Here is a 21869-nt window from a genome sequence, read left to right as displayed (position 1 = left end):
CGACTTTAGCAGATGGTAACCGTAAATATATTAAAGGTTTACAAGATCAAGACAATTTAACGTTTGCTTCTGTATATCGTAAATCTATTTTTAATACTTTAAAAGCTGCTGAAAAAACAGATACTGTTTATGATTGGAAAATTTCTTACCCAGATGGCACATCATTCACATTCACTGGTAGCTTCTCACTCATCTTTAGTGGAGCTGAAATCAATGGAGCATTAGCATTTTCAATTGTAGTCGTAGTTTCTAAAGGTCCAGATTTTGTACCGTCACCAACAGCTTAATCAAATTAAAACAGAAAAAACACTATGAAGGCTAGTTAAATCTAGTCTTCTTTATTTTTATATAAAAATTGGAGGAAATTATAATGGCTACTTTATTGAAAACAAAGAAAGTTTATTTTGGTGGGAAAGAACTCGTTTTACGATTAGACGGTAAGACAATTGTTCAAATTGAAAATAAATTAAACAAGAACTTATTAGGATTATTTGTTGATAACGGAAAGATGACGTTCCCTAAAACTGGTGAAATGCTATTAATTTTACAAGCTGCTAATACTACACATGGCATAAAAGAATCAGACATGTTTGAGTTGCTAGATATTTATTTAGAGGATGGTAATAGTACTACTGATTTGATGACTACTATCCAAGAATTATTGGAAGAATCTGGTTTTTTCGGAAAGGAAAAGACGGAAGAAGAGAACAAAGATGGGGGATTAGTTCTTCTGGAAGAAGTAGAGGAAATGGAAGAGACAAGCACTCTCCTGGACTAAAAACTTACGATAGAGCTACTGATTTATTAAATGAAATGGAACCTAAAGCAATTGACTTTGGTATCCCAGCTACTGAATTTTGGGTGATGACATTCGGTGAAATAATGTCTCAAATAGAATCTAATCAGCGTAAACGTGAGATTGAATTGAAAGAAAAAGCAATGTTTGATTATAAATCAGCTCAATTGAATATGTATGCCTTTAATGATCCTAGTAAAATGCCTACTGCAGAAAAGCATTATCCGTTTTTAGTAGATAAAGAAATAAAAAAAATCGAACAACCTGAACCAGATTTAGAAGATTGGCAGTCTGATAAGTCTTTAATGATGCAACAAGCAATGCAGATAAAGGCTACTAGGGAGCGTAGAAAGAGAATAGGAGGTGATTAGATGGATTTAGAGACACTGCAAGTTGTTCTTGAGATGAATGTCGAAAAGGTTCAAGCTAGCATTGATAAAATATTACCGTCAATTAATAACATGATGGCTAAGATTGAGCGTGTAACTGGTAAGTCAATGGACCAAACTGAAAAGAAAATGGACATTGATAAAGGTACAGCCAATGTAGAAAAACAATTAGAACAAATGAACAAGATTGTTGAAAAGCAATTGGCTTCAACAGAAAAACTTGTTGAACGAATGAGCACTAATACGGGTAAAAATTTGTCTAAAGGATTTGCAAAAGGCAGAACTCAAGTGAACAAAGATGTGGATGCCCTTGTTAAAGATATCAACGCAAAAATGATGCAAGCCAAATCTCAACAAGAAAAACTAGCTTTTCTTAAAACGCAAAGACAAACAGCATCCAGTATTGGAGATACAAGTGGTGTTATTCGATTTGATGAGCAAATAGCGAATGCACAAGCCGCAATGACACGTTACCAAACGTCTGCAGAGAATTTAGCACGTAGTATGAGGCAAGAGTTCATTTCACTACCTAAGTCTTTAGAAGGTATCTCTACAGCAATGAATAAGAATGAAGCTCAAATAGAGAGTATGCGTTCAAAAATTAAAAATCTGCAGGTTACTTACAATGATCAATTAAAACCAAAAGGAAGTTTTAGCGAAGGATTCAAAGGCGGAGATGAGACAAAATCATCTACTAAAACTGCATCGTTGATTGAAAAGCAAACAATAGCAATGAATAAACTCATTGCACAAAATGATGGACTTCAACAAGCTTATGCTAAAACTCAGGACCGTGCAAAAGCATTGAGTCCTATAATAAGCAAATTGAATACCAATTTAGTGGACACTAACGGTTATACAGCCACAAAAGAAAATGTAAAAGATATAGGGACTAATTTTAAATCAAGTGGTGGAAAACTAGCAAAATTCAGTAGTTTATTTAGTGGTTTAGGAAACAGGATGAACAAGAGTGGTCCTAAAATGAATAAGCCTATGAATTCGATTAATAAAACTCTCTCATCTTTTGTTAGACGACTATTAATTGCTGGTTTAGCTTATAAAGCTTTTGCTGGAATGGCTTCTTATATGGGTAAAGCAGTCTTGTCAAATGAACAGTTCTCAAAATCACTTAACGAAGTGAAAGTTAATCTAGCCACTGCCTTCTTTCCGATTTATCAAGCTATTATGCCGGCTTTAAATGCTTTGATTGCTTGGTTAGCTAAAGCAACAGCTTATATGGCTTCTTTTATTGCAACTTTATTTGGTACTACTTATAGTGCTGCTAAAAAAGGTGCAAATGCATTAAATGAAAACATAGCTGCTATGAGTGATACAGGTTCAAATGCAGATAAAGCAAAAGAAAAAGTAAAGAAATTCCAAAATGTATTAGCCGGATTTGATGAAATCAACACACTTGATTTTAAAACAGACGCAGACGATGAAAGTTTAACTGGTAAAGGTCCAGCAAACGGCATTAATTTTGGGATAGCTGATCCTGGTATACCTACTTGGGTTAATACTTTTGCTGATCGATTTAAATCGATTCTAAAAGATTTATTTGCCCCAATTAAAGCAGCTTGGGATAAACATGGCCAAAAGGTTATGGGTGCCTGGAAATATGCTTTAAGTGAAGTAGGAGGATTGCTTTCTTCTATTGGAAAAAGCTTTATGGAAGTTTGGACTAATGGAACTGGAGAAAGATTTGTTGGTAATTTATTGATTCTATTAGCAGATGTATTAAAAATAATTGGAGACATAGCAAAAGCATTTAAAGATGCTTGGAACGATGATAAACGTGGTACTAAGCTGATTCAATCCATATTCAATGTATGGAATAGCGTACTTGAATTATTACATGAGATAGCAAGCTCATTTAGAAAAGCTTGGAATAATGGTAACGGAGAACGTATTGCTTCTAATATATTAGAAATTTATACAAACATTTTTAATGCGATTGGAAATATAGCAGATGGACTGAAAGAAGCTTGGCTTGAAAATGATAATGGCTACCGGATATTTGACAATATTTTAGGTGTTGTCGGAGATTTACTAGAGGATATCAAACAGATGTCAAAAGCTACTGAAGAATGGGCTGATAAATTAGATTTCACACCATTACTAACTTCGATAGCTGGATTGTTTAGTAATGTCAGACCAATAATTAGTACTATTGGTGATGCATTGAGTTGGTTATATGAAAAAATACTCCTTCCAATAGCTAAATGGGCTATAGAAAACGCATTACCAGTGGCAGTAGATGCTATATCTGAAGCATTTAGACTTTTAGGTAACGTTATTGAAAAAGCGAAACCCATTCTTTCTTGGTTATGGGAAAATCTATTAAAACCAATGGGAGAATTTGCAGGGAAACGTTTAGTTAGTGAACTAGAATCTATTAGAGATGCATTTAAATTTCTTGCTGATGCAGTAGAGGACCCTAAAAAAGCTTTCTCAGATTTATCAGACAAGTCCAAAGAAAAGTTCACGGATTTAAAAGAGAAGTCTGGTGAAATTTGGGGAAAAATTGCTGAATACATTACTGGTGGATCAAAAGAAGCCAAAGACAATGTGAAATTGAACTTTGATGAAATATCTGTAAAAAGTTTCAGTGTTTTTTCTGGCGTAGGTGAGTTAGCTTCTAAAATTTTCCCTAAATTGAGTAAGACAATTTCTGATAATGTTGGAGCTGCTAAAAATGCAGTATCAACAAAATTTAGTGAAATGTACACAGCTACCAGTAATTGGTTTGGAAAAGTAGGAGCCAAAACGAAAGAAATATTTGATGCTGTAAGTTCTAAAGTTTCAGAAAAAGCTAAATCGGCCTATGATGCTGCTTCCTCAAAATGGAAAGAATTATCTTCAAACACATCTACAAAATGGGAAGAAATACGATCAGCAACTAGTACAAAATGGTCTGAAACGAAAGATGCAATTTCTATTAAAGCTTCAGAAGCAAAGAATAATGCTGTCAGTGCCTGGTCTATAATGAAATCTAAAACAGGTGAATACATGGATGGCATTAAAGAAAATTCACGAAAAGGTTTTGATCAAGTCGTTTCATGGGCCACTGGCTTAGGCGGTAAAATAGCTGAAGGTTTAAGAAAAGGAATAGATGGCGTTAAGAAAGCAGCAAAAGAAATGTCACAAGGTCTAGTAAACGTACTTGGAAAAGGTGTTAATGGAACGATTAAAGGGGTCAATTGGGTACTAAGCAAGGTTGGTTCTGATAAAAAATTAGCTGAATGGAAGGTACCAGAATATGCTAAAGGAACAAACCGACATCCTGGTGGTCCAGCGTTAGTTAATGACGCAAGTGGGTCAGTATATCAGGAAGCCTACGAATTACCAGATGGTACAAGAGGTTTATTCCCTAAGATTCGTAATATGATGGTTGATATGCCTGCTAATACGAAAGTCCTAACTGCCGCTAGAACAGCTAAAGAACAAATACCGCACTACAAAAATGGTGTTGGAGATTGGATTAGTGAAAAATGGAATGGTGCTAAAGAAATGGCTGGAGATGTATGGGACTATGTCAAAAAACCAGAAGAACTCGTTAAAAATGCTATTTCTAAATTTACAAATTTGAGTAAAGCAAAAGACCCTGGTGTATCTATTGCAAAAGGTGCTATCGCTACTGCTTCATCTGGAGCTATCCAAATGGTAAAAGATGCTTTTGCTTTTGATAACGGTACAGGTGGCGTAAACTTCAAAGGTTTAACAAAGACTTCTGATTTTGGTTATCGTATTCATCCAATTACTGGCGTACGTAAACTTCATGCTGGTGTCGATTATGGTGGAGGACAAGGTATTGGACACCCGATTCATGCACAAAAAAGTGGTAAAGTAACGGCTGCTGGTCCTAGTGGAAATGGTTTTGGAACGATGGTTAAAGCTTCTAAAGGCGTTTACGATTATATTTATGCTCATTTATCAAAAGCGTTAGTTGATAAAGGAGACAATATCAAAGCAGGTCAAAAGATTGGTTTAATGGGTAGCACAGGAGCAAGTACTGGTCCTCATGTCCATTATGAAGTTCGCAAAGACGGGAAACCCATTAATCCTTTATCTGGTACTGGTGGTGAATCAAATAGCCCACAAGGAAGCGGAGTAGCCAGATGGACCTCTACAATCAAACGTGCTTTATCAATGAATGGATTACCATCAACGGCATTGTATACAAATGCATGGCTTAAACAAGTACAATCAGAATCTGGTGGGAATGAAAAAGCTATCCAGGGGAACATTGGAGACATAAATAATAAAACTGGTGACTTGGCTAAAGGTTTGTTACAAACTATTTCAGCAACATTCAATGCCTATAAACACAAAGGGCATAACAATATTTTCAATGGTTATGATAACTCTTTAGCAGCAATTAACTATGCTAAGAGCCGTTATGGAGCCAAGAAAATGTTGAGTGTTATTGGACATGGCCATGGTTATGAAAATGGTGGTTTAATATCGGAGGAGCAAATGATTAGAGTCGGTGAAGGAAATAATGATGAAATGGTCATTCCTTTAACCAAACCAAGTCGCGCGCTTGAACTTATAGGTCAGTCACTTGACTATTTGGGTATGGACTTTGGAGATTTAACAATGCCAACTGCCTTACAACCTTCTTATGAATCATTTGCATTTGAAGGTGGAACATTTGATGGGTCAGGAAGTAGTGATCAATTTGAAAGTATGGCTGACTCAATGGGTAATGCTGTTAAGAAAGCTTTCACGATGGTCATGGGCGAGAAACAAAGTTCAACTAATGACAGTGGACCAATCGAAGTAACGATGGTCGTTGATTCAGATACATTTGGAAGAATAGCTATAAAGAGTATCAATAAACAAACAAAGAAAACCGGTAAACCGCAAATTATTATGTAGAGAGGGGGTATTTTTTTGGCTGGCTCATTAGCAATAAATGGTGTTACTGTAAAACAACCTAAATCATTCAATTTTGGTGTGATGGATCTAGATGGAGAATCAACTCGTAATGCAAAAGGGAAAATGACAAGAGACATTATTCGTACTGGCATTCGTAAAATGGAATTAGAATGGGGTTCGCTTAGCGATGGAGAAATATCCTCAATTCTACAAGCGGTCAATGCTTCGTTCTTTTCTGTAACTTATCCAGATGCTATGTCAGGTGGTCAAAGGACAGGAACATTTTATGTAGGAGACAGATCTGCTCCTTCTTATTCCTGGAATGACAAATATAAATCAATGAAGTGGGAAGGTTTATCCATGAATTTCATTGAACAGTAGGAGGTGATGTTATGTGTTAACAGTAAGTAATGAATTAAAGAATGCGTTTATGAAGCTTGAAAGAACCATTTATGTAAGAATAAAAATTGGGAATCGAACATTTGATAATGACAATGTTGTTTCTGTTGAATATGATTCCGGAAGTTTGTCCGGCGAAGTTTTTGCTATTGGTTCAACGTATTCAAATTCTATTAAAATAACGTTTAGTGAATTAGTAGAAGGTTTAAAAGAATTAGATGAAGTATCCTATGAAATTGGTATTAAATTATCTAGTGGTGCAATTGAATATGTTCCGATGGGTATTTTTATTATCAATGATGCAATAGGTATGGATAGAAATAATAACAAAACAACAATTGAGTGCATGGATAAAATGGTTATGATGGGTGGCACTTATGTGTCTTCATTAACTTATCCTGCAGCCATTCGTGAAGTAGCTTTAGAGGTAGCTAATAAAGCAGGTATTGCTGTTGATTCAACTTCTTTTGCACGATTAAGTGCTGATAAGATAGCTAAACCTGAAGGCTATACTTATCGTGAAGCGATTGGATTAATTGCTCAATTTGAAGCAGGATTTGCTACTTTTAATAGGTATGGAAAGTTAGAAATTAGAACTTTATCTGATCCAAACTTTGCAATACCGCCAGATAATTATTTTTCAAAAGGTCTCGTGAAAAACGAGGTCTTTTTTCGTTTAGGTGGAATTAGTTGTGTAACAGATTATAGTGATGCAACGATACAAAGCGGAAATACAACTGGTAATCAAGTAGTTTTAGAAAATAGAATAATGACTAAAATGTTACTGGATAAAATATATCAAAAGATACAAACAATAAATTATTATCCTTTTTCATTAAATTGGCAAGGTAATCCAGTTTTAGAAGCTGGTGATTGGGTTGTAGTAGAAGATTTGCAAGGAAATAAATTTAAAACACTTAACCTTAATTACTCGTTATCATTTAGTGGTGGATTAACTGCTAAGAGTAGCGCAGAAACAGCAACGCAATCCGATGTAACTTATGGGTACAAAAGTCAGTTACAACAAAAAATAGAATGGATTTATGCGCAAATTGATGCTGCCGGTGGAAATCTAATATTTGAAGGTATAGATGAACCTTCAAATCCTAAAGAAGGTGATTTATGGTTCAAAATTATTGGACCAGATAAACAAATCCTTATTTTCAAGAAAAAGGCAGATGGAACTTTATTTTGGGAACCTCAGATTTCTACTGCAGATATCAACAAAGTAGCAGAAGAAGTTAATAAGATTATTGATCAAGCTGACAAAGACCGAACAAAAGCAGAGCAAGAAATAAATCAAGCCCTCACTGATGCAAAAAACTACACTGAAGTAAAGGCTCAGGAATTTAACAACCAATTACTCATTGTTAATCAAAACGTCCTTACGGCTACGAATTCGGCTAATGCTGCAGTACTAAAAGCAGATAAAGCAATTGAAGATGTTGGGTTTTTAAAACCGGACGTTGCAACAGCGAAAGCAAACGCGGTAACTGCAATTCAAGATGCTACTACTGCAACAAAAAATGCAACAACAGCTATTCAAAACGCTCAAACTGCTTTAAACTCAGTTGCAACATTATCGCAAGAAGTTGATGTATCAATTACAAACATTAATGGTGAATTGACAAGAAAAGTATCTCAAACAACTTTCAATACTTTGAGCGGAACCGTTGGAACTCATACAACTCAAATCAGTCAAACCCAAACAGCACTTTTAGCAAAAGCAGAAAGTTCATTAGTCAATACCATTAAAGGAACGGTAGATAGTCACACAACACAAATTAAGGTTGTTTCTGATGGCTTAGAGTTAAAGGCAGAAACTAGTCTGGTTAATACTGTAAAAGGTACAGTGGATAGCCATACCACACAAATTAACGCAAACTCACAGGCAATCACAGCGCGACTAACATCGGTTCAAATCGAAACGTTGTTGACGGGCAAACAATACGTTAATCAAACAACCTTAAATGCTACTTCTAATGGCTTAACAGCTCAAATTACGCAAGTAAGCAATGAATTAAGTAATCTTGAAATTGGCGGAAGAAATTACGCAAGAGGTTTTACAGCATTAATGTATACTACAAATGGTTCTTTTAATTCAGATGGATCAGTTACTCTAGTTAGTTCTACTGGTAATGGCATTGGTACAGGAGTAGTTCCTAAAATTGGAGCCTTTGTTAAATGTGATGGTGGAACATATACTATTTCGTATAAAACACAAAGTGGAACCTCGAGAAGAGTACTAATTTATGTTAAAGATTCTAGCGGGAATTCAGTAACTACTGGTGTAACAGGTTATACCTACCATAGCGGATACGGCGCTTGGTATAGTGATAGTTCTGTAAGTACTGGAAAAACATTTTTGATTCCATCTAATGTTGATTCTATTGCGGTAGGTTTTCAAGTTGCAGTACCTACAGGAGTTACCGATATTATATATTGGTCTAAATTAGAAAAGAGTTCAAAGGCTAGTGATTGGTCGCCGGCAATAGAGGACATGACCACACTTGAAAAAGTAGTAACCATTGAAGCAAACATACAAGGCATACAGACAACTGTTGCAAATAAGGCTGAACAATCGCAAGTAACTCAATTAGCCGGACAAATAAGCACAAAAGTAGAATCAGCTGCATACAATTCAAAAATGACACAACTAGATAGTGCTATTAATCTAAGAGTTGTTCAAAGTGATGTAACGGCTGCTATATTGGCGGATAGTAAGATTAAAGATACTAGAAACGACAATCAATTACCTTCTTGGTATTATGCGAATTATGGTAGACGGACTATAGAAGAGTTTAAGAATAGAACAGTAATGGGGGTTTCAGGTGGAGCAGTGTATGGCCAGTTAACCACTAAAGTATTATGGGACGATGCTTCAGGGGGTTCTATCACTCAAATATTTTCATCCGGCGATGGTGTTTTTCAAAGGGTTAGTACTTCATCTGCTGCATGGGGTGTTTGGGATAAAATTGCAGAAGCTGGTCAATTAATCAGCCAAATTAACCTTTCAACTGAAGGGATTCTACTACAAGGTAAAAGGATTCAATTAGATGGTGATGTCACTATGACAGCTGCTTTCGTAACCGACATTAAAACCAAGTCACTAGAAGCTGTTTACGCAGATATCGCTACCTTAAAAACTAGAGTGTTAACAGCAGATGTCATTACTTCCGCTATGATCAAATCTGATTTATCTTTGATTGATAAATTGTTTGCGACTGATGCAAATGTCCAACGGTTAACGGCTAAGACTGCTTTTATTAATTCTGTTAAAGCAATTGATATAGCAGCAGATCGAATTACTGCAGGAACGTTAAATGCTGCTAAAGTAAACATTGTTAACCTGGATGCAAGCAGAATTACTACAGGTGTTTTAAATGGTATTTCAATCACTTCATCATTTAACTATATTTATGAGGGAACTACTCGTAATGTAGGAACAACTACAATCCAAAATGGAGAATATAGTTCTTACGGAACGTTTACAAATAGTTTCGGAAGAACTTACATGTATATCAATCCAGATACGATTTATGCCGAAAATATAAAATCAGACAATACTGTAAGGTCAATGTACAAACTGAGTGGTAAAGGTTTAGAGGTAAATATATTAGGTGATACCGCTTCTTATACGCAAGACGGAATTTATTTTGAAGCCGGTGGACAAGCATCTGTCAAATACCACAAAGGCAATGCACGTATAGAAGTTGGATCTTATAACGGTGTTGGTCTAGGGACAAACGTAAATGGATCATACGAAAACAGATTAACTGTAGGTGGTGCAACTGGTGGTACAGTAGGCCCATTTGTTGATATTTACTCACCTTTAACAGTTCGTAGTGGCATGAATATGAATAGTACAGAACTAAAAAATGCTCTGACAATATCTGGAACAGAAAATATATTGTTTAGGAATTCAACGAACCGAATCGTACAAGGTACAGATGGTATTTTAAATATACTATCACCAGTACAAATAAGCTTAGGAAGTACGAACGGTACAACATCGAGTACCAGTCTTGTTATAACCGGTGGTACAGTTTCTTTAAACAAACCATTGCAACTTAATGGCAATCATTTAAACGGAGCAAGTAATATAAATGGAGCCACAAATATAAATGGAGCACAAAATATACTGTTTAATGGATCATCAAATAGAATTGTTCAGGGTACTGATGGATTCTTAAATATTTTATCTCCATTTCAATTAAGTTTGGGTTGGACGGATGGTAGTTCTACTTTCACAACGATGATTATTACAAGAAATCAGATTGTAGCTAAGAAAAATTTGAACATGGATGGTAACAGCATTTCGAACCAATCCGATAGACGATTGAAAAAAAATATAGTCAACTCTAATGAGAGTTCATTAGAGGCTATTAGTCGTTGGAGATTTGTTAATTATGAGTGGATAGATGTTGGCAAACCTAAAGGTGTTAAATTGGGTTTAATCGCTCAGGACACGCCAGAATTAACAATGTATGATGCCGAGAATGATATTTATAATATTGATTCAAGTAAACAAATAATGATGAATAGCCACGCAATTCAGCAGATAAATAAAAGGGTTACATCGATAGAAAATGTTACTAATGTTAGTAGTACACTTGCAAGTAGAGCCTTCTCAGAAATGCAACAATTAAAAAACAAAGTCACAGAATTAGAACTTAAAATTAAAAAATTGGAGAGTGTAGCATGAAAATAAAAAACAGTGAACTAAACTCAGTCATTACATTTTTAAATGGAATAAAACTAATTGGTGAAGCAAGTATTGGACGAACAAAATTAAAAGATGGATTATCTTTTTTAAACGAGGCATACGGTAAAAATCAAATGATAACTATTGATGAATTTGATGAATGGGCAGATGAGTCAAAAACATCATTCAAAACAACGAACGATAAACTAATGAAAGCAATTAATAAACTAAATAATAAAGAGGTAACCATAAACATTGATGATGTTTTATTTATAGATGAGTTGAAAAAGGCTTTACAGGATTACAAAGGTGAGTTAGAGGGTGAAAACGCTGATGCATACGCTATGTTGGTACTGTGTTTTAAAGGAAATGAAGATAAAAAAGAGGAGGTAAAATAATATGAACGGAATCGTGGGAAATCAAATCAAATATATTTTAGTCCAAACAAATACAGCAGAGGGTAGTACCTCACCACAAGAAGCCATGTTTTATAACGAGTATAACAATACGCTAACTGCTTCGGGTGATATTAACTCAGCTACTAAATTCAAAGAAGAAGACTTGGATAAAGTGCAGTCAATAGCTAGTCTTCAAACTCAATTAGCTGCATTGTTTGGTAAATCTATTAAGTATGAAGTTATTAAAGAAACGATTGAGCGATCTGTAGTTGAATAGTAATGTATACATTGATTATTTAAATAATTATTGTTATATTTAAAGGATAACTATAAAGAAAAGAGATGAAATGAATGATTTTATATGGTTTTAAAGTAGGCTCAGATGAAGAAAATGTAATAAAAAAGGTGATAGTAGAAATCACTGAAGATGGTAAATCATTAAGAGAAGTGACTGTAGATATCGACAAGGAATATAAAGTTTCTCCTTATAAAGAAATAAAAATGAAGCACCGAGACAAAATCGGAGTTGTCAGATCATTTAAAAAGAATGAAGATAAGGGAGAGTTGAAAGCTCACCTTCAATTTTCAGATAACAATAATTTTGGATGGGTTGATGTTCAAGATTTAACAGAAGTAATTTAATTTTTAGTATTTCTTTCCGATATTGAATATAAATACAGAATGGAGTACAAATAAAATGAAACTATACCATGGTACATCAAAAGAAAGAGGATTAAAAATATTAAACGACAAGGCAATTAAATGTGATAATATCAATCGTGTATACAATAAAGAGGGACTAGTACCTACTGAAGACGGGTTTGTATACCTCACAAATAATAAAGTGTTGGCTTTGTATTATGCAAATAAAACAGCAGTGTTTGAAAATGACGAAAAGTTAATGCTTTTTTGTGTAGATATTAATAAAGAAATATTGTTACCTGACTTTGACGAAATAAAGTACACAATAAAGACAACTAAAGAAATCAGTAGTCATACGCTAGATGAATCGTTAGAATTTACTCAATCAGCAAGAGTTAATTTTGATATTAATGTTGACGAAAATTTTAAATTTACAGAACTTTCTTCGGCAAAAGATTATAGGAACACTACAGACCAAAGGAAGAAAGTCATCGAAGTAGTTAGTATACGAAATGAAAATAATCCGTATGCGTTGAAGTATATTGAAGACTTTTTCTCGGAAGAAGTTAAATGGAATAAAATTAAGGAAATCGTAAATGAATAGATAAAATAAAGGTAGTCGAGAAATCGGTTATCTTTTTATATTACTTAAGAGTGGCCAGAAACGGTTGCTCTTTTAGTATCTTAATCATAATTAAATTATTATGATATACTTCTATTATTAAATTAAAAGGAGTATTTAAATGGATAAATTCTTCACACTATTTTTTGATCATCAAGGAAACTTTCAATGGAGTAGCATTGCTGCATGCATTTCTTTTCTTGTTCTTCTAGCTCAAGCAGCACAATTTATTTACCAACAAGGTAGGTTAAAGGAAAATAAAAAGTTAGATATATGGATAGAATTACGAACAGCAAGCTTAAAACAAGTTAAAGAAAGTATAAGAATATTATTAGAACATACAACTGTTACACTATCTACTGAAAATCTTATAATATATAGGCAAAATCAATATAATTTGTTTATTAACTTAAACAGTAATAATGATTACTACTCTCAAGTTATAGATAAAATGAATGAATATCTTGAAGAATATGATAAATATATAAAAGGTGATGTGGAAAATTTTGATTTTAATATTATACTTGATTTAACTAAACTCTATGTCAGATATGAGAATAAAGAAATAGATATTATTACAAACTACAAAATGAATAAATAAGATTAAGAGCGGCCTTAAATGGTTGCTCTTTTTAATTTGAGAAAAGGAAGGTGATACATTGGAATGGAGTGGACTAGCAACGCAAATGACGTCAGTAATTACAACTTTTACGATTATAGGAGGAGCTTTAATCTGGGTTTACAAAAAACTAGTATCGGATCCCGATAAAAGAATGGCCGAAAAGATTCAGCGAGAAAATTCGGAGTCTTTAAAAATGACTGTTGAACCATTAACGAAGTCAATCGAGTTATTGAATCACAATTTAGCTGAAAGCGAAAAAGATAGAATCCAGTTGAATAAGCAGATGGGAAAACACAATGTGATTTTAAACAATCATGAAACAAGAATCACAGTTTTAGAAGAATGGAAAAAGGGAGTGAGTGAATAATGGAATTAGTACAAGAAGCGTTATTTAGTGGGTTAGTAACAGTAACAGTAGCTTTAATTGGTTGGTTAACTACTAAGGTGGTCGACTATTTAAAAGAGCTAGGATTGACGGAAAAGCTAGAAAAGAAACAGTATTTAGTAGATATTGCGGTTAATGCTGCAGAACAAATTTGGCAGAATGAAGATGGTGCAATCAAGTTGGCCAATGCTCGAAAAGAAGCAATCAAGTTATTAAATGAAAACAATATCAATATCACTGATACAGAATTACAGAACTTAATTGAAGCATCCGTAAAAGCTATGAATGATTCGTTTAACAGTACTAAAGTTGGAGTAATTGAATTGAAAGGTGAGGATAAACATGAGTGAAGAAAAAGTAAATAAAGTTGTCATTAATGAAGTGAAATTTGATCAAGAACTTTACGAAAGAAACTTAAAAGAAAATGATTTTTCGCCAAAAGAAACGTATGAGGGTAAAGATGGGAAAGGGGTAGATGAAGAATGACTTTATTGATTACTAAAATGCTATTACCTGCTAGCAAATACTATCTGAAATGTCCTAACGCAATGGACCCAATCGGGGTTACGGTTCATGAAACTGGAAACTTTGCCACGGCCATGGCTGAAATATCTTTTATGATCGGTAACAACACATCAACTTCTTATCATTATGCTGTTGATGATACAAGAGCAGTGCAAGGTTTGCCTTTGACTCGTAATGGCTATCATTCAAGTGATGGAAGTCGCGGGACTGGTAATGCTAAAACAATCGGTGTAGAACACTGTTACAACTGGAATGGTAAAACAACTACTAAAAATGATCCTAAATACAATGCCTTATATCAAAAAGCATTGTCAAATGGAATTGAATTGATTGCTCAGTTGTTTATTGATCATCCGAAGTGGGGAACTCCTGAAGCTGGCAAGAATATTTGGAGACATTATGATCACAGTAAAAAGAATTGCCCACAACGAATGATTGAAGAAGGATATTGGAACACTTATGTCGCTAGAGTGAAAGCTCGTTATTTAGAGTTAAAAGGAGGAAAAACAGTGGTAATTAAAAGTTTAGCATCAAATCCAGATAAAGAAGGACGTTCAACTAAATTCAAAAGAGGGGATAAGGTAAGATTATCACCATCCGCAAAAACATGGCTACGTAGCTCTAGTTTTGATTTAGGTTCATTCAAATCAATTTATGTAGTTGATTGGCTAAATGCAGATGGAACGATTTATATTAAACCAGTAGGTGCTGAATGGGGCGGTAATGTATTAGAAAACGACATCGAAAATGTTCGTAATAACAACATAATGAAAGATGATATTATAATTTTACGCCCACAAGCGACTCATTGGTCCGGCGGTTCTAAATTAACTGATGGAATGAAGAAAGCAGAATATTCAGTTCGTGAACGTATCAATGGCAACACATTATATATTGATAATGGTACTTTCAGAGGAATTATATACGACTGGGATGCTATTAAAAAATAAACACAATAAAACCCTATCTATTAATTGAGGTAGGGTTATTTTTAGGAGGTTTAAAATGGTGTGTTTAAATGATTTTATACATTTAACTCAAGGTGAATTACTAGTAAAATACTGGTGGATATGGCTAATCATTATAGTTATTGCTTTTGTTTATGAATTATTCAAAAATAAAACTGATAAATTTTGAACCTAAGTCACTTACAGCAAAACTCTGATCAATATAAGCACCTTGTCCACCTGATAATAGAGTTCCGAATACTATGTGTAGAAGCCCTAAGTCTGATAATCTATTTATATTTCCCATTACAAGATTTGGATTGCTCTTGTCATGATTATAGAAATCTCCTTTGCTCACTTTCTTATACTCATTTTTATTAGAACTGAACAAAATATTTAATTCTAAGTCAGTTAAAGCTGGTAATAACTGTATAAAGTATTTTTCTTCATCAAAAGAATCGTTATTAAATCTAAGCAGTACATTTTTAAAAGCTTTTTTATAATTATAAATTTTAGACTGAGATGAGGCTTTTTCAACTTCATCATTTATTGACTCTAAAATACTAATAGCTTCATCAGCATTCTCAGTTTCATGAATAACAGGTAATTTTTCTTTAATACTCTCAATCTCTATGTACAATTCTTCATAAAATCTTTCCACTCGCTTAAATCTTTTTTCGTTTTTTGCTCCAAAATATAAAGTTTGTAGAGCTCCTCCAACAGTAGGGATACTTCCTATACCTGCTTCGATAATAAGATCCCTTCGATCTTTCCAGCTTAACTTTTCATCATTATCCAAATTAACAACTCCTTTATATTTTATTCTACTTTATTAAACAAATATAAGGTAGACAAATTATAAATAACCCTATCTCTTAAATGAGGTAGGGTTATTTTTTTACCATCCCATTATAGAGATTATAAATTTTACTAAAGTTCCTGACGCAACTGGTTTACTGAAATCATATATCTCTTTTAAAATAAATTTTATTTTAGAAGGGTTATCTTTTTCTTTTTTCATTTCATTAATTAAATTTTTTAATTCTTTTTTTTCAGTTGTTGTAAATCCTTCGAATTTTTGAATGTGCTTTTTAATATCTTCTAACTTACTATAATATGAATTTAAAGATATAGAAGTAGTCTTGCATCCGATAAATTTATTACCATCCATAATAATATTACTATTTTCATCAAAGTATAAATTGATATCTTTATTATTATTAATAAAAGTACTATTGGAAATATTAAAATCTTGTGTAGAATTGTAGCTTTCTATGGCCGTTCCGTTGTCTTCAAAATGACAGTTAGATATAATTATTTTACCGTTCATTATTTTACCTCCCTTCGTAAATCGATTATATATTGTTTTTAATATAAAGTATTGTTTAATTTTAAAACATAGTTTTCTTAAACGGCAGCCGTCTACCCTTATAATCCCATAATTGACCAAGAAGAGTAGGCTGACTGTCAATTTTGTATTCTTGAATAATCAATTGTTTACGATCATTAATCGTATATCCAACTGTCAAACCAGTACCTTCTTCGACTTCATAAACAAACTGAAAAGCTTTATTTCCACCAATCAATAAATTTCGAATCTGGCCATTAACATCTAAAGCAATGTAGCAAAAAGGGTATCCGTGCTTTGTATTAATCACCTTAACATCCGAAACTACTTTCCCTGTCATCATAGCAGCGTTCATGATCCTCATCCTCCTTCAAATAGTCTTCTAATTCATCCTCTATAAGTAACAAGCTACTTTCACCAAGGCCCCAAACATCATCCACAATGATCACTCTCTTCTATACTAATGATAAATGCGTTAAATCCAAAAGGCACGCCATCTAGTCGATACTTACCAATTTCACCCATATGAATTGTCTGAACCATAGCTGAATATTCTATATTATATTCTTTAATTTCTTGATGAGAAATATTGTCCAGTATGTAATCGGATTGCTCTCTATCTGGATATTCTTCAAAAATCATTTCTTTTTCGTCAATCATCATATAATTTTTATCAAATTCTTGAATCTTCATTTTCTTCATTTCGGTCACTTCGTGTTTATTATACGAACGCACGTTCGTTTTGTAAAGCAATAAATACCTTCACTGGATGAAAGAGGCGAGGGATGCATTGCTAAATAAGTAGCTAATATAGACAAGATGCTGAATATATTTTTAATAGATGTAAGATTTATCAATACTTTTTATTTAGATGCTTATGTTTATTGTCAAATTAGTATGTTAAAATAACAATTGTAAGATTGTAATTTTGCTATACATAGCTTGAATAATTTCAAATACATATGATGATCAATCTTATAATATAAATTAAAGGGGAATTATTTATTATGATTAATAAAAAAAATGCAGTATTTGCACTAACAAGCGTATTACTTGTAGGTTGCGGATCCAATAAAGAAACGAAAGCTAATGAACCAGAATTACAAGAATCAACTTCATCTGTTGTCGAAGATACAAAAGACATTAAAGAAGAAGTTACAGAAGCTGAACTTCCAATGGAGTTCAGCACAACTCTTGATCCTACTGACATTCTCGATGAGCAACAATACATGTCTGGATCGGATATTGATCCAGAAACCTTACCTGAATATGATATGTATGCCGATATGATGGCAGAATTGAGTGATTTATTCGTAACGAATTATGATACAGACAAAATATACAATGCAAAATACGACGATAATTATTCCTTTAGACCTACTTTCCAAATAGACCCGCTAGACTATTCCACAGGTTTGGCTTTAAGCGTATATGAAGACGTCAGTGCATACGGCATTTCGGCTGGTGGGTCAGTTGGTGTTTCAACAAAAACATCGCCAACTGGATCTAAAGTTTATGCAAACAATGAAGTATTCGACAATGGCGGAATCACTGAGGAAGGCTATGGTAATTCAACATATATTGTATATGAAAATGATGAAGTGTTTGTCTATATATCAAATCTTTTAATCGATAGAACTATGGATGAAAATCCATTCGGTGATGACCTAAACGAATTATTCACATCTGATGAAGCCATGGCAATTTACGAAAAATATATCAAGTAAAGTAAAGAGAATAACAGTTCATAAAAAAGCATACAAAAAAACGCTCGTCTAAATTAGATGAGCATTTTTTTGTATTGGATTATATTATCATAGTCATAAAAACTCCTACAAAAGTAAGAGTATAAGAGTAGATGAAGCATTTAAAATGAATCAAAAAATTTATTAACAGATCTAATCTTACTAGAATATTCGTATATTAATTGATCAGCTAGAAAATGAGCGCCAAGACTAGTATTGCAAGGGTAGGTAACTGAATCTAGTCCATAACTAACGATTACATAAAATTTTTTTACTACTGATTTAAAAGCCTCTATTTTAAAACCATCATCTTCAAAACAAATTATTGATTCATCGGGTGGCAATATATTATAGTATAACTTCATTATCATCATTCTCCTTATCTTGAGGTATCTATAATATACGCAAACTAATTGAAAGAATTTTTTATTAAAAAAAATTCTTTCATACTCGCTATTATTTATAGAAGAAAGATGTCAAATGCCAACAATTTGCCAACGCCAATAAACAAATAGAATCAGTTAGTATCGGACAGAATAGTTTGAATCAGTATTTTACTTCTTTATAAGACCTTATAGATAAAGGGGGAATCGGTTAGAATCGATTCAAATTAATCAGTATCAAAATTCGATATTATAAGAGGCGTTTATGAGTGTACTGAAAATGGATGACGAGTAAAATGTTGATATAATAACATTATTATAAATAAATAATAGCTAAAAACCTTTCGATGAAAATAACTTTTATGTTATTTTTATCAGAAGGTTTATTTTTGAATCTATCAATGGATCCTCAATTAGACTTCTTCCTTACTAAACTCTATCTTTATTTTTTTGAATTTTAAAGTTCTATTAGGAAAAGAAGAATAAGCTCTTTTTATTAATTTAGCTTGTTATATTTGAATTGGAATAACTTTAAATAATAAACTGCCTAACTGTATATTCAATCTTGATTTCTTATTCGGCTAGTAGCTTTTCCATAAGAAACTAGTTTTGAAAAAAACGCGTAAAGCTTCACAATTTTTAACACGTTAATACATTCTTGATTGCAACAACGTTTTCTGTTCAAGTTGGTTTAATTACCAATTTAATGAAGAACTTATAGATTTAAACATCAGCATTTTTCTGATACTTTTTTTGCATTAAGTCAAGATACAAACTCGTAACGTACTTAAAGTATGTAGAGTCATACTGAGAATAAAAGTGGTGTGCAAAGTGAATTCAAAAGAGAAAATATTAGAGTTAATAAAAAAAGAAACATGCAGGTTGTGGCAAGTCTAAACAAAACAACACGCAAAAAAATGATTTCAAAAACATGCGAAAAGGTCCAAAGATTTTTAATAAATAAGCTGATTTACTATACATTGAAAGCATCTGTAACTGTCAACTAACATTGGAAAGAACACTATTTAGTTTAGCAGTCACAGCATCATACCTTGGTGTTATTTCAAACGGAAGAAAAGATTAAAGAACTCAATAATCATTAAAAAAATTTACTAGTAAAATATTGATAGATTCTATTTTAGTAGTTTATTCTCTTATATTAATGGTATCATTAATTCAGTTAATTGGAATAATTTTAATTCTTATTATTACAATCTTAGTAGTCATTGGACTGAGAGTATATAATTTTTAGAGAATAATTTGAATTATTGATATTTTTATGAATAGGAAGTTTTTGTAAAGGAGGAAAAAACAATTAAATTTTCTATTACTTTCTGTGAAGTAGTAAGTTTAAAATGTTGTCAATGTTTACAGTATCTTTTTTGTTAGCTCTACTTCCGTTGAGAGGTTAATAAAATTATGTTCTATAAAGGCCTTTACATTATTTCTAGTTTAAATGAAACGCCATGGTCTGTTAATCGAGTATTACTAAAAAAAAATCAAGTTAGACTAGAATTAAAAAGTGAAAAGAGTTTATTTTGTGGAGGATTTGTGAAATGAGAAAACAATCAACTCAAGAAAAAATGGCAGCAGATGATAAAATAATTGCTTTTGATTTTCAGTTTCATTACTTTTTACTTAAATGCTTTTCTCTAAAAATTAATGAAAGTGCAGGATTCGAAGTCAAGGAAGACGTCCACATAGATCACGCTAATGGTAAAAGTACATATATCCAGGTGAAACATACTGCTATAAATCAAAATATAACGAATAAAGACGAGGCATTATGGAAAACTCTTTGGTCTTGGTTGAACATTATTAAGGATGGAGAAGAAGATAGGGAAATCATTTCAAAACAACTGGAATTTATTAGTAATACAACCTTTATTCTTTTAACTAACAAACATGATAAAGAAAATAATCTCGTATTTAAAATCCTGTCTGAGTATAGAAATAAAAAAGTAAGTTTAGATAAAGTAATTACTTGTATCAATTCCTTAGTAAAAAAAGGGAAGGATCATTCTAAAATAGATGAGAAAATTTTAGAACTTGTTAATCAAGATAAGAAGCTTTTGGAAGTATTCTTTAAAAAAATAAAATTCACCACAGACTTTATGGATATTGATCAGCAAATAAGAGCAAGATTAACTGAAATATATGTTCCTAAAGAATTGCAAAGTGGAATGATAGAAGCTATTTATTATAAACTTAGAATTGAATTATACAACGCTGTGCTGAGAAAAGAACACTTATCTTATTCGCAAAAAAAATTTTCGGAATTAGTTAACAAATATAATGGAGCTCCATATCTTAGAAGAATAGCAGTTTATAAAAATTTTGATGTTTTGGGTGAAACTAAGCCGTCAAGTGATATGTTATTTATCAAACAACTAGAGGATATCGAAGAACTAGACTTAAGCAATCCAGAAGATGAAGGATACACTCTCAAATTGTATGAAAATAAGTTGTTGTATGAAACTAACAGGATGAGGTGGATTCAGGAATCTGAATTACCTGAACTGGATATTAATGAAATTGAGGATCAAGCGGAGGAAATATGGCTTGATGAATTTCATAGGAGTTATAGAAAATATAAAAGGGGAAAAATGAATGAAGAGAATGTAAATGACATTGCTAGGGAGTTGTTTTATGAAGTAAAGCGAACAGGATTAGAATTCTCAATGGATATAAGCTATTCTAAAAAACTGGGTGAAGGTGTATTTTTATATCTTTCAGATATGCCTACAATTGGTTGGCATTATGATTGGAAAGAGAGGCATGGAGATGCAAATCTATAATAATTATTTTTTTTCCTCAATGGCACTGTTCTCTGTTTTGAAGCATAGTCATAAATGGAAATTAAGTGAAGTCGTTTTGGTGTTACCAATAGTTACACAAGCAAAAATCATTGAATCTTTAAATAGAAGAAAAAAAGATCTTTCTTTATTAGATATGATAGTTGATAAATCTGAGTATTTTTATAATTTTAATAAGATGTTTAATTCATCTGATTTGTCAAATTAAGCTAGACAGAACGTCTTCACTCATGTAACTCAAAAATACTTCCAATGGTGTTTGATAA

At 32.7% G+C, this 21869-nt stretch carries 21 protein-coding genes and 1 pseudogene; 18 read left to right on the top strand and 4 right to left on the bottom strand.

Annotation, left to right across the window (positions count from 1 at the left end; translation table 11 throughout):
• The 15 genes and pseudogenes from ABS911_RS09660 to ABS911_RS09590 all read left to right on the top strand — a co-directional run.
• A pseudogene (locus ABS911_RS09660) lies at positions 1-287 on the top strand (phage tail tube protein); the annotation flags it as partial.
• Between the two features lie 83 nt (positions 288-370).
• Positions 371-778, top strand: coding sequence for a DUF6096 family protein (locus ABS911_RS09655; RefSeq protein WP_350467401.1), 408 nt, complete (start codon positions 371-373; stop codon positions 776-778).
• A gap of 35 nt (positions 779-813) precedes the next feature.
• Positions 814-1167, top strand: coding sequence for a hypothetical protein (locus ABS911_RS09650; RefSeq protein WP_350467400.1), 354 nt, complete (start codon positions 814-816; stop codon positions 1165-1167).
• A complete protein-coding gene (locus ABS911_RS09645) occupies positions 1168-6066 on the top strand; it encodes a peptidoglycan DD-metalloendopeptidase family protein (RefSeq protein ID WP_350467399.1) in 4899 nt (1632 codons plus the stop codon).
• Between the two features lie 15 nt (positions 6067-6081).
• Positions 6082-6447 (top strand): DUF6711 family protein, encoded by a 366-nt coding sequence (locus tag ABS911_RS09640; protein WP_350467398.1) that lies wholly within the window; start codon positions 6082-6084, stop codon positions 6445-6447.
• A gap of 13 nt (positions 6448-6460) precedes the next feature.
• Complete coding sequence (locus ABS911_RS09635) at positions 6461-11170, top strand: tail fiber domain-containing protein (RefSeq protein WP_350467397.1); 4710 nt, start codon at positions 6461-6463, stop codon at positions 11168-11170.
• Positions 11167-11568: a hypothetical protein gene (locus ABS911_RS09630; protein ID WP_350467396.1), complete on the top strand. Its 402-nt coding sequence runs from the start codon at positions 11167-11169 to the stop codon at positions 11566-11568. The genes ABS911_RS09635 and ABS911_RS09630 overlap by 4 nt, the downstream gene beginning before the upstream one ends.
• A 1-nt stretch (position 11569) precedes the next feature.
• Entirely contained in the window at positions 11570-11845 is a 276-nt protein-coding gene (locus tag ABS911_RS09625) for a hypothetical protein (RefSeq protein ID WP_350467395.1), read from the top strand.
• A gap of 74 nt (positions 11846-11919) precedes the next feature.
• A complete protein-coding gene (locus tag ABS911_RS09620; RefSeq protein ID WP_350467394.1) occupies positions 11920-12210 on the top strand; it encodes a hypothetical protein in 291 nt (96 codons plus the stop codon).
• Positions 12211-12265: 55 nt separating this feature from the next.
• Positions 12266-12814 (top strand): hypothetical protein, encoded by a 549-nt coding sequence (locus ABS911_RS09615; protein ID WP_350467393.1) that lies wholly within the window; start codon positions 12266-12268, stop codon positions 12812-12814.
• Positions 12815-12953: 139 nt separating this feature from the next.
• A complete protein-coding gene (locus tag ABS911_RS09610; RefSeq protein WP_350467392.1) occupies positions 12954-13433 on the top strand; it encodes a hypothetical protein in 480 nt (159 codons plus the stop codon).
• A 58-nt stretch (positions 13434-13491) separates the two neighbouring features.
• Positions 13492-13821: a hypothetical protein gene (locus ABS911_RS09605; RefSeq protein WP_350467391.1), complete on the top strand. Its 330-nt coding sequence runs from the start codon at positions 13492-13494 to the stop codon at positions 13819-13821.
• Positions 13821-14189, top strand: coding sequence for a phage holin, LLH family (locus ABS911_RS09600; RefSeq protein WP_350467390.1), 369 nt, complete (start codon positions 13821-13823; stop codon positions 14187-14189). Before ABS911_RS09605 ends, ABS911_RS09600 begins: the two co-directional genes overlap by 1 nt.
• Entirely contained in the window at positions 14182-14325 is a 144-nt protein-coding gene (locus ABS911_RS09595) for a hypothetical protein (RefSeq protein ID WP_350467389.1), read from the top strand. The genes ABS911_RS09600 and ABS911_RS09595 overlap by 8 nt, the downstream gene beginning before the upstream one ends.
• Complete coding sequence (locus ABS911_RS09590; RefSeq protein WP_350467388.1) at positions 14322-15314, top strand: peptidoglycan recognition protein family protein; 993 nt, start codon at positions 14322-14324, stop codon at positions 15312-15314. Before ABS911_RS09595 ends, ABS911_RS09590 begins: the two co-directional genes overlap by 4 nt.
• A gap of 157 nt (positions 15315-15471) precedes the next feature.
• Here ABS911_RS09590 and ABS911_RS09585 read toward each other — a convergent pair whose 3' ends face one another.
• From ABS911_RS09585 to ABS911_RS09570, 4 genes are all read right to left on the bottom strand, one after another.
• Positions 15472-16110: a hypothetical protein gene (locus ABS911_RS09585; protein ID WP_350467387.1), complete on the bottom strand. Its 639-nt coding sequence runs from the start codon at positions 16108-16110 to the stop codon at positions 15472-15474.
• Between the two features lie 99 nt (positions 16111-16209).
• On the bottom strand, positions 16210-16641 hold the full coding sequence (locus tag ABS911_RS09580; RefSeq protein ID WP_350467386.1) for a right-handed parallel beta-helix repeat-containing protein: 432 nt from the start codon (positions 16639-16641) through the stop codon (positions 16210-16212).
• A 61-nt stretch (positions 16642-16702) separates the two neighbouring features.
• A complete protein-coding gene (locus ABS911_RS09575) occupies positions 16703-17014 on the bottom strand; it encodes an ssDNA-binding protein (RefSeq protein WP_350467385.1) in 312 nt (103 codons plus the stop codon).
• Between the two features lie 77 nt (positions 17015-17091).
• Entirely contained in the window at positions 17092-17412 is a 321-nt protein-coding gene (locus tag ABS911_RS09570) for a hypothetical protein (protein ID WP_350467384.1), read from the bottom strand.
• 254 nt (positions 17413-17666) lie between these two features.
• Here ABS911_RS09570 and ABS911_RS09565 point away from each other — a divergent pair, with 254 nt between their 5' ends.
• The 3 genes from ABS911_RS09565 to ABS911_RS09555 all read left to right on the top strand — a co-directional run bounded on the left by ABS911_RS09565 (position 17667) and on the right by ABS911_RS09555 (position 21811).
• A complete protein-coding gene (locus ABS911_RS09565) occupies positions 17667-18386 on the top strand; it encodes a hypothetical protein (protein WP_350467383.1) in 720 nt (239 codons plus the stop codon).
• A gap of 1957 nt (positions 18387-20343) precedes the next feature.
• The gene (locus tag ABS911_RS09560; protein ID WP_350467382.1) at positions 20344-21585 is read left to right on the top strand and encodes an ABC-three component system protein; all 1242 of its coding nucleotides are present in this window, start codon (positions 20344-20346) and stop codon (positions 21583-21585) included.
• Positions 21572-21811 carry a hypothetical protein gene (locus ABS911_RS09555; protein ID WP_350467381.1) on the top strand — a complete coding sequence of 80 codons (240 nt, stop codon included), beginning with the start codon at positions 21572-21574 and terminating at the stop codon, positions 21809-21811. Before ABS911_RS09560 ends, ABS911_RS09555 begins: the two co-directional genes overlap by 14 nt.
• The last annotated feature ends 58 nt before the right edge of the window (positions 21812-21869 follow it).

Source organism: Carnobacterium sp. (assembly GCF_040274425.1).
This window is presented reverse-complemented; position numbering and strand designations above follow the sequence as displayed.

What these genes read in the sequence shown, in the direction of transcription:
- ABS911_RS09655 (WP_350467401.1), top strand. Translation starts at nt 371, where the DNA reads ATGGCTACTTTATTGAAAACAAAGAAAGTTTATTTTGGTGGGAAAGAA.
- ABS911_RS09650 (WP_350467400.1), top strand. Translation starts at nt 814, where the DNA reads ATGGAACCTAAAGCAATTGACTTTGGTATCCCAGCTACTGAATTTTGG.
- ABS911_RS09645 (WP_350467399.1), top strand. Translation starts at nt 1,168, where the DNA reads ATGGATTTAGAGACACTGCAAGTTGTTCTTGAGATGAATGTCGAAAAG.
- ABS911_RS09630 (WP_350467396.1), top strand. Translation starts at nt 11,167, where the DNA reads ATGAAAATAAAAAACAGTGAACTAAACTCAGTCATTACATTTTTAAAT.
- ABS911_RS09625 (WP_350467395.1), top strand. Translation starts at nt 11,570, where the DNA reads ATGAACGGAATCGTGGGAAATCAAATCAAATATATTTTAGTCCAAACA.
- ABS911_RS09620 (WP_350467394.1), top strand. Translation starts at nt 11,920, where the DNA reads ATGATTTTATATGGTTTTAAAGTAGGCTCAGATGAAGAAAATGTAATA.
- ABS911_RS09615 (WP_350467393.1), top strand. Translation starts at nt 12,266, where the DNA reads ATGAAACTATACCATGGTACATCAAAAGAAAGAGGATTAAAAATATTA.
- ABS911_RS09610 (WP_350467392.1), top strand. Translation starts at nt 12,954, where the DNA reads ATGGATAAATTCTTCACACTATTTTTTGATCATCAAGGAAACTTTCAA.
- ABS911_RS09600 (WP_350467390.1), top strand. Translation starts at nt 13,821, where the DNA reads ATGGAATTAGTACAAGAAGCGTTATTTAGTGGGTTAGTAACAGTAACA.
- ABS911_RS09595 (WP_350467389.1), top strand. Translation starts at nt 14,182, where the DNA reads ATGAGTGAAGAAAAAGTAAATAAAGTTGTCATTAATGAAGTGAAATTT.
- ABS911_RS09590 (WP_350467388.1), top strand. Translation starts at nt 14,322, where the DNA reads ATGACTTTATTGATTACTAAAATGCTATTACCTGCTAGCAAATACTAT.
- ABS911_RS09580 (WP_350467386.1), bottom strand. Translation starts at nt 16,641, where the DNA reads ATGAACGGTAAAATAATTATATCTAACTGTCATTTTGAAGACAACGGA.
- ABS911_RS09575 (WP_350467385.1), bottom strand. Translation starts at nt 17,014, where the DNA reads ATGAACGCTGCTATGATGACAGGGAAAGTAGTTTCGGATGTTAAGGTG.
- ABS911_RS09565 (WP_350467383.1), top strand. Translation starts at nt 17,667, where the DNA reads ATGATTAATAAAAAAAATGCAGTATTTGCACTAACAAGCGTATTACTT.
- ABS911_RS09560 (WP_350467382.1), top strand. Translation starts at nt 20,344, where the DNA reads ATGAGAAAACAATCAACTCAAGAAAAAATGGCAGCAGATGATAAAATA.
- ABS911_RS09555 (WP_350467381.1), top strand. Translation starts at nt 21,572, where the DNA reads ATGCAAATCTATAATAATTATTTTTTTTCCTCAATGGCACTGTTCTCT.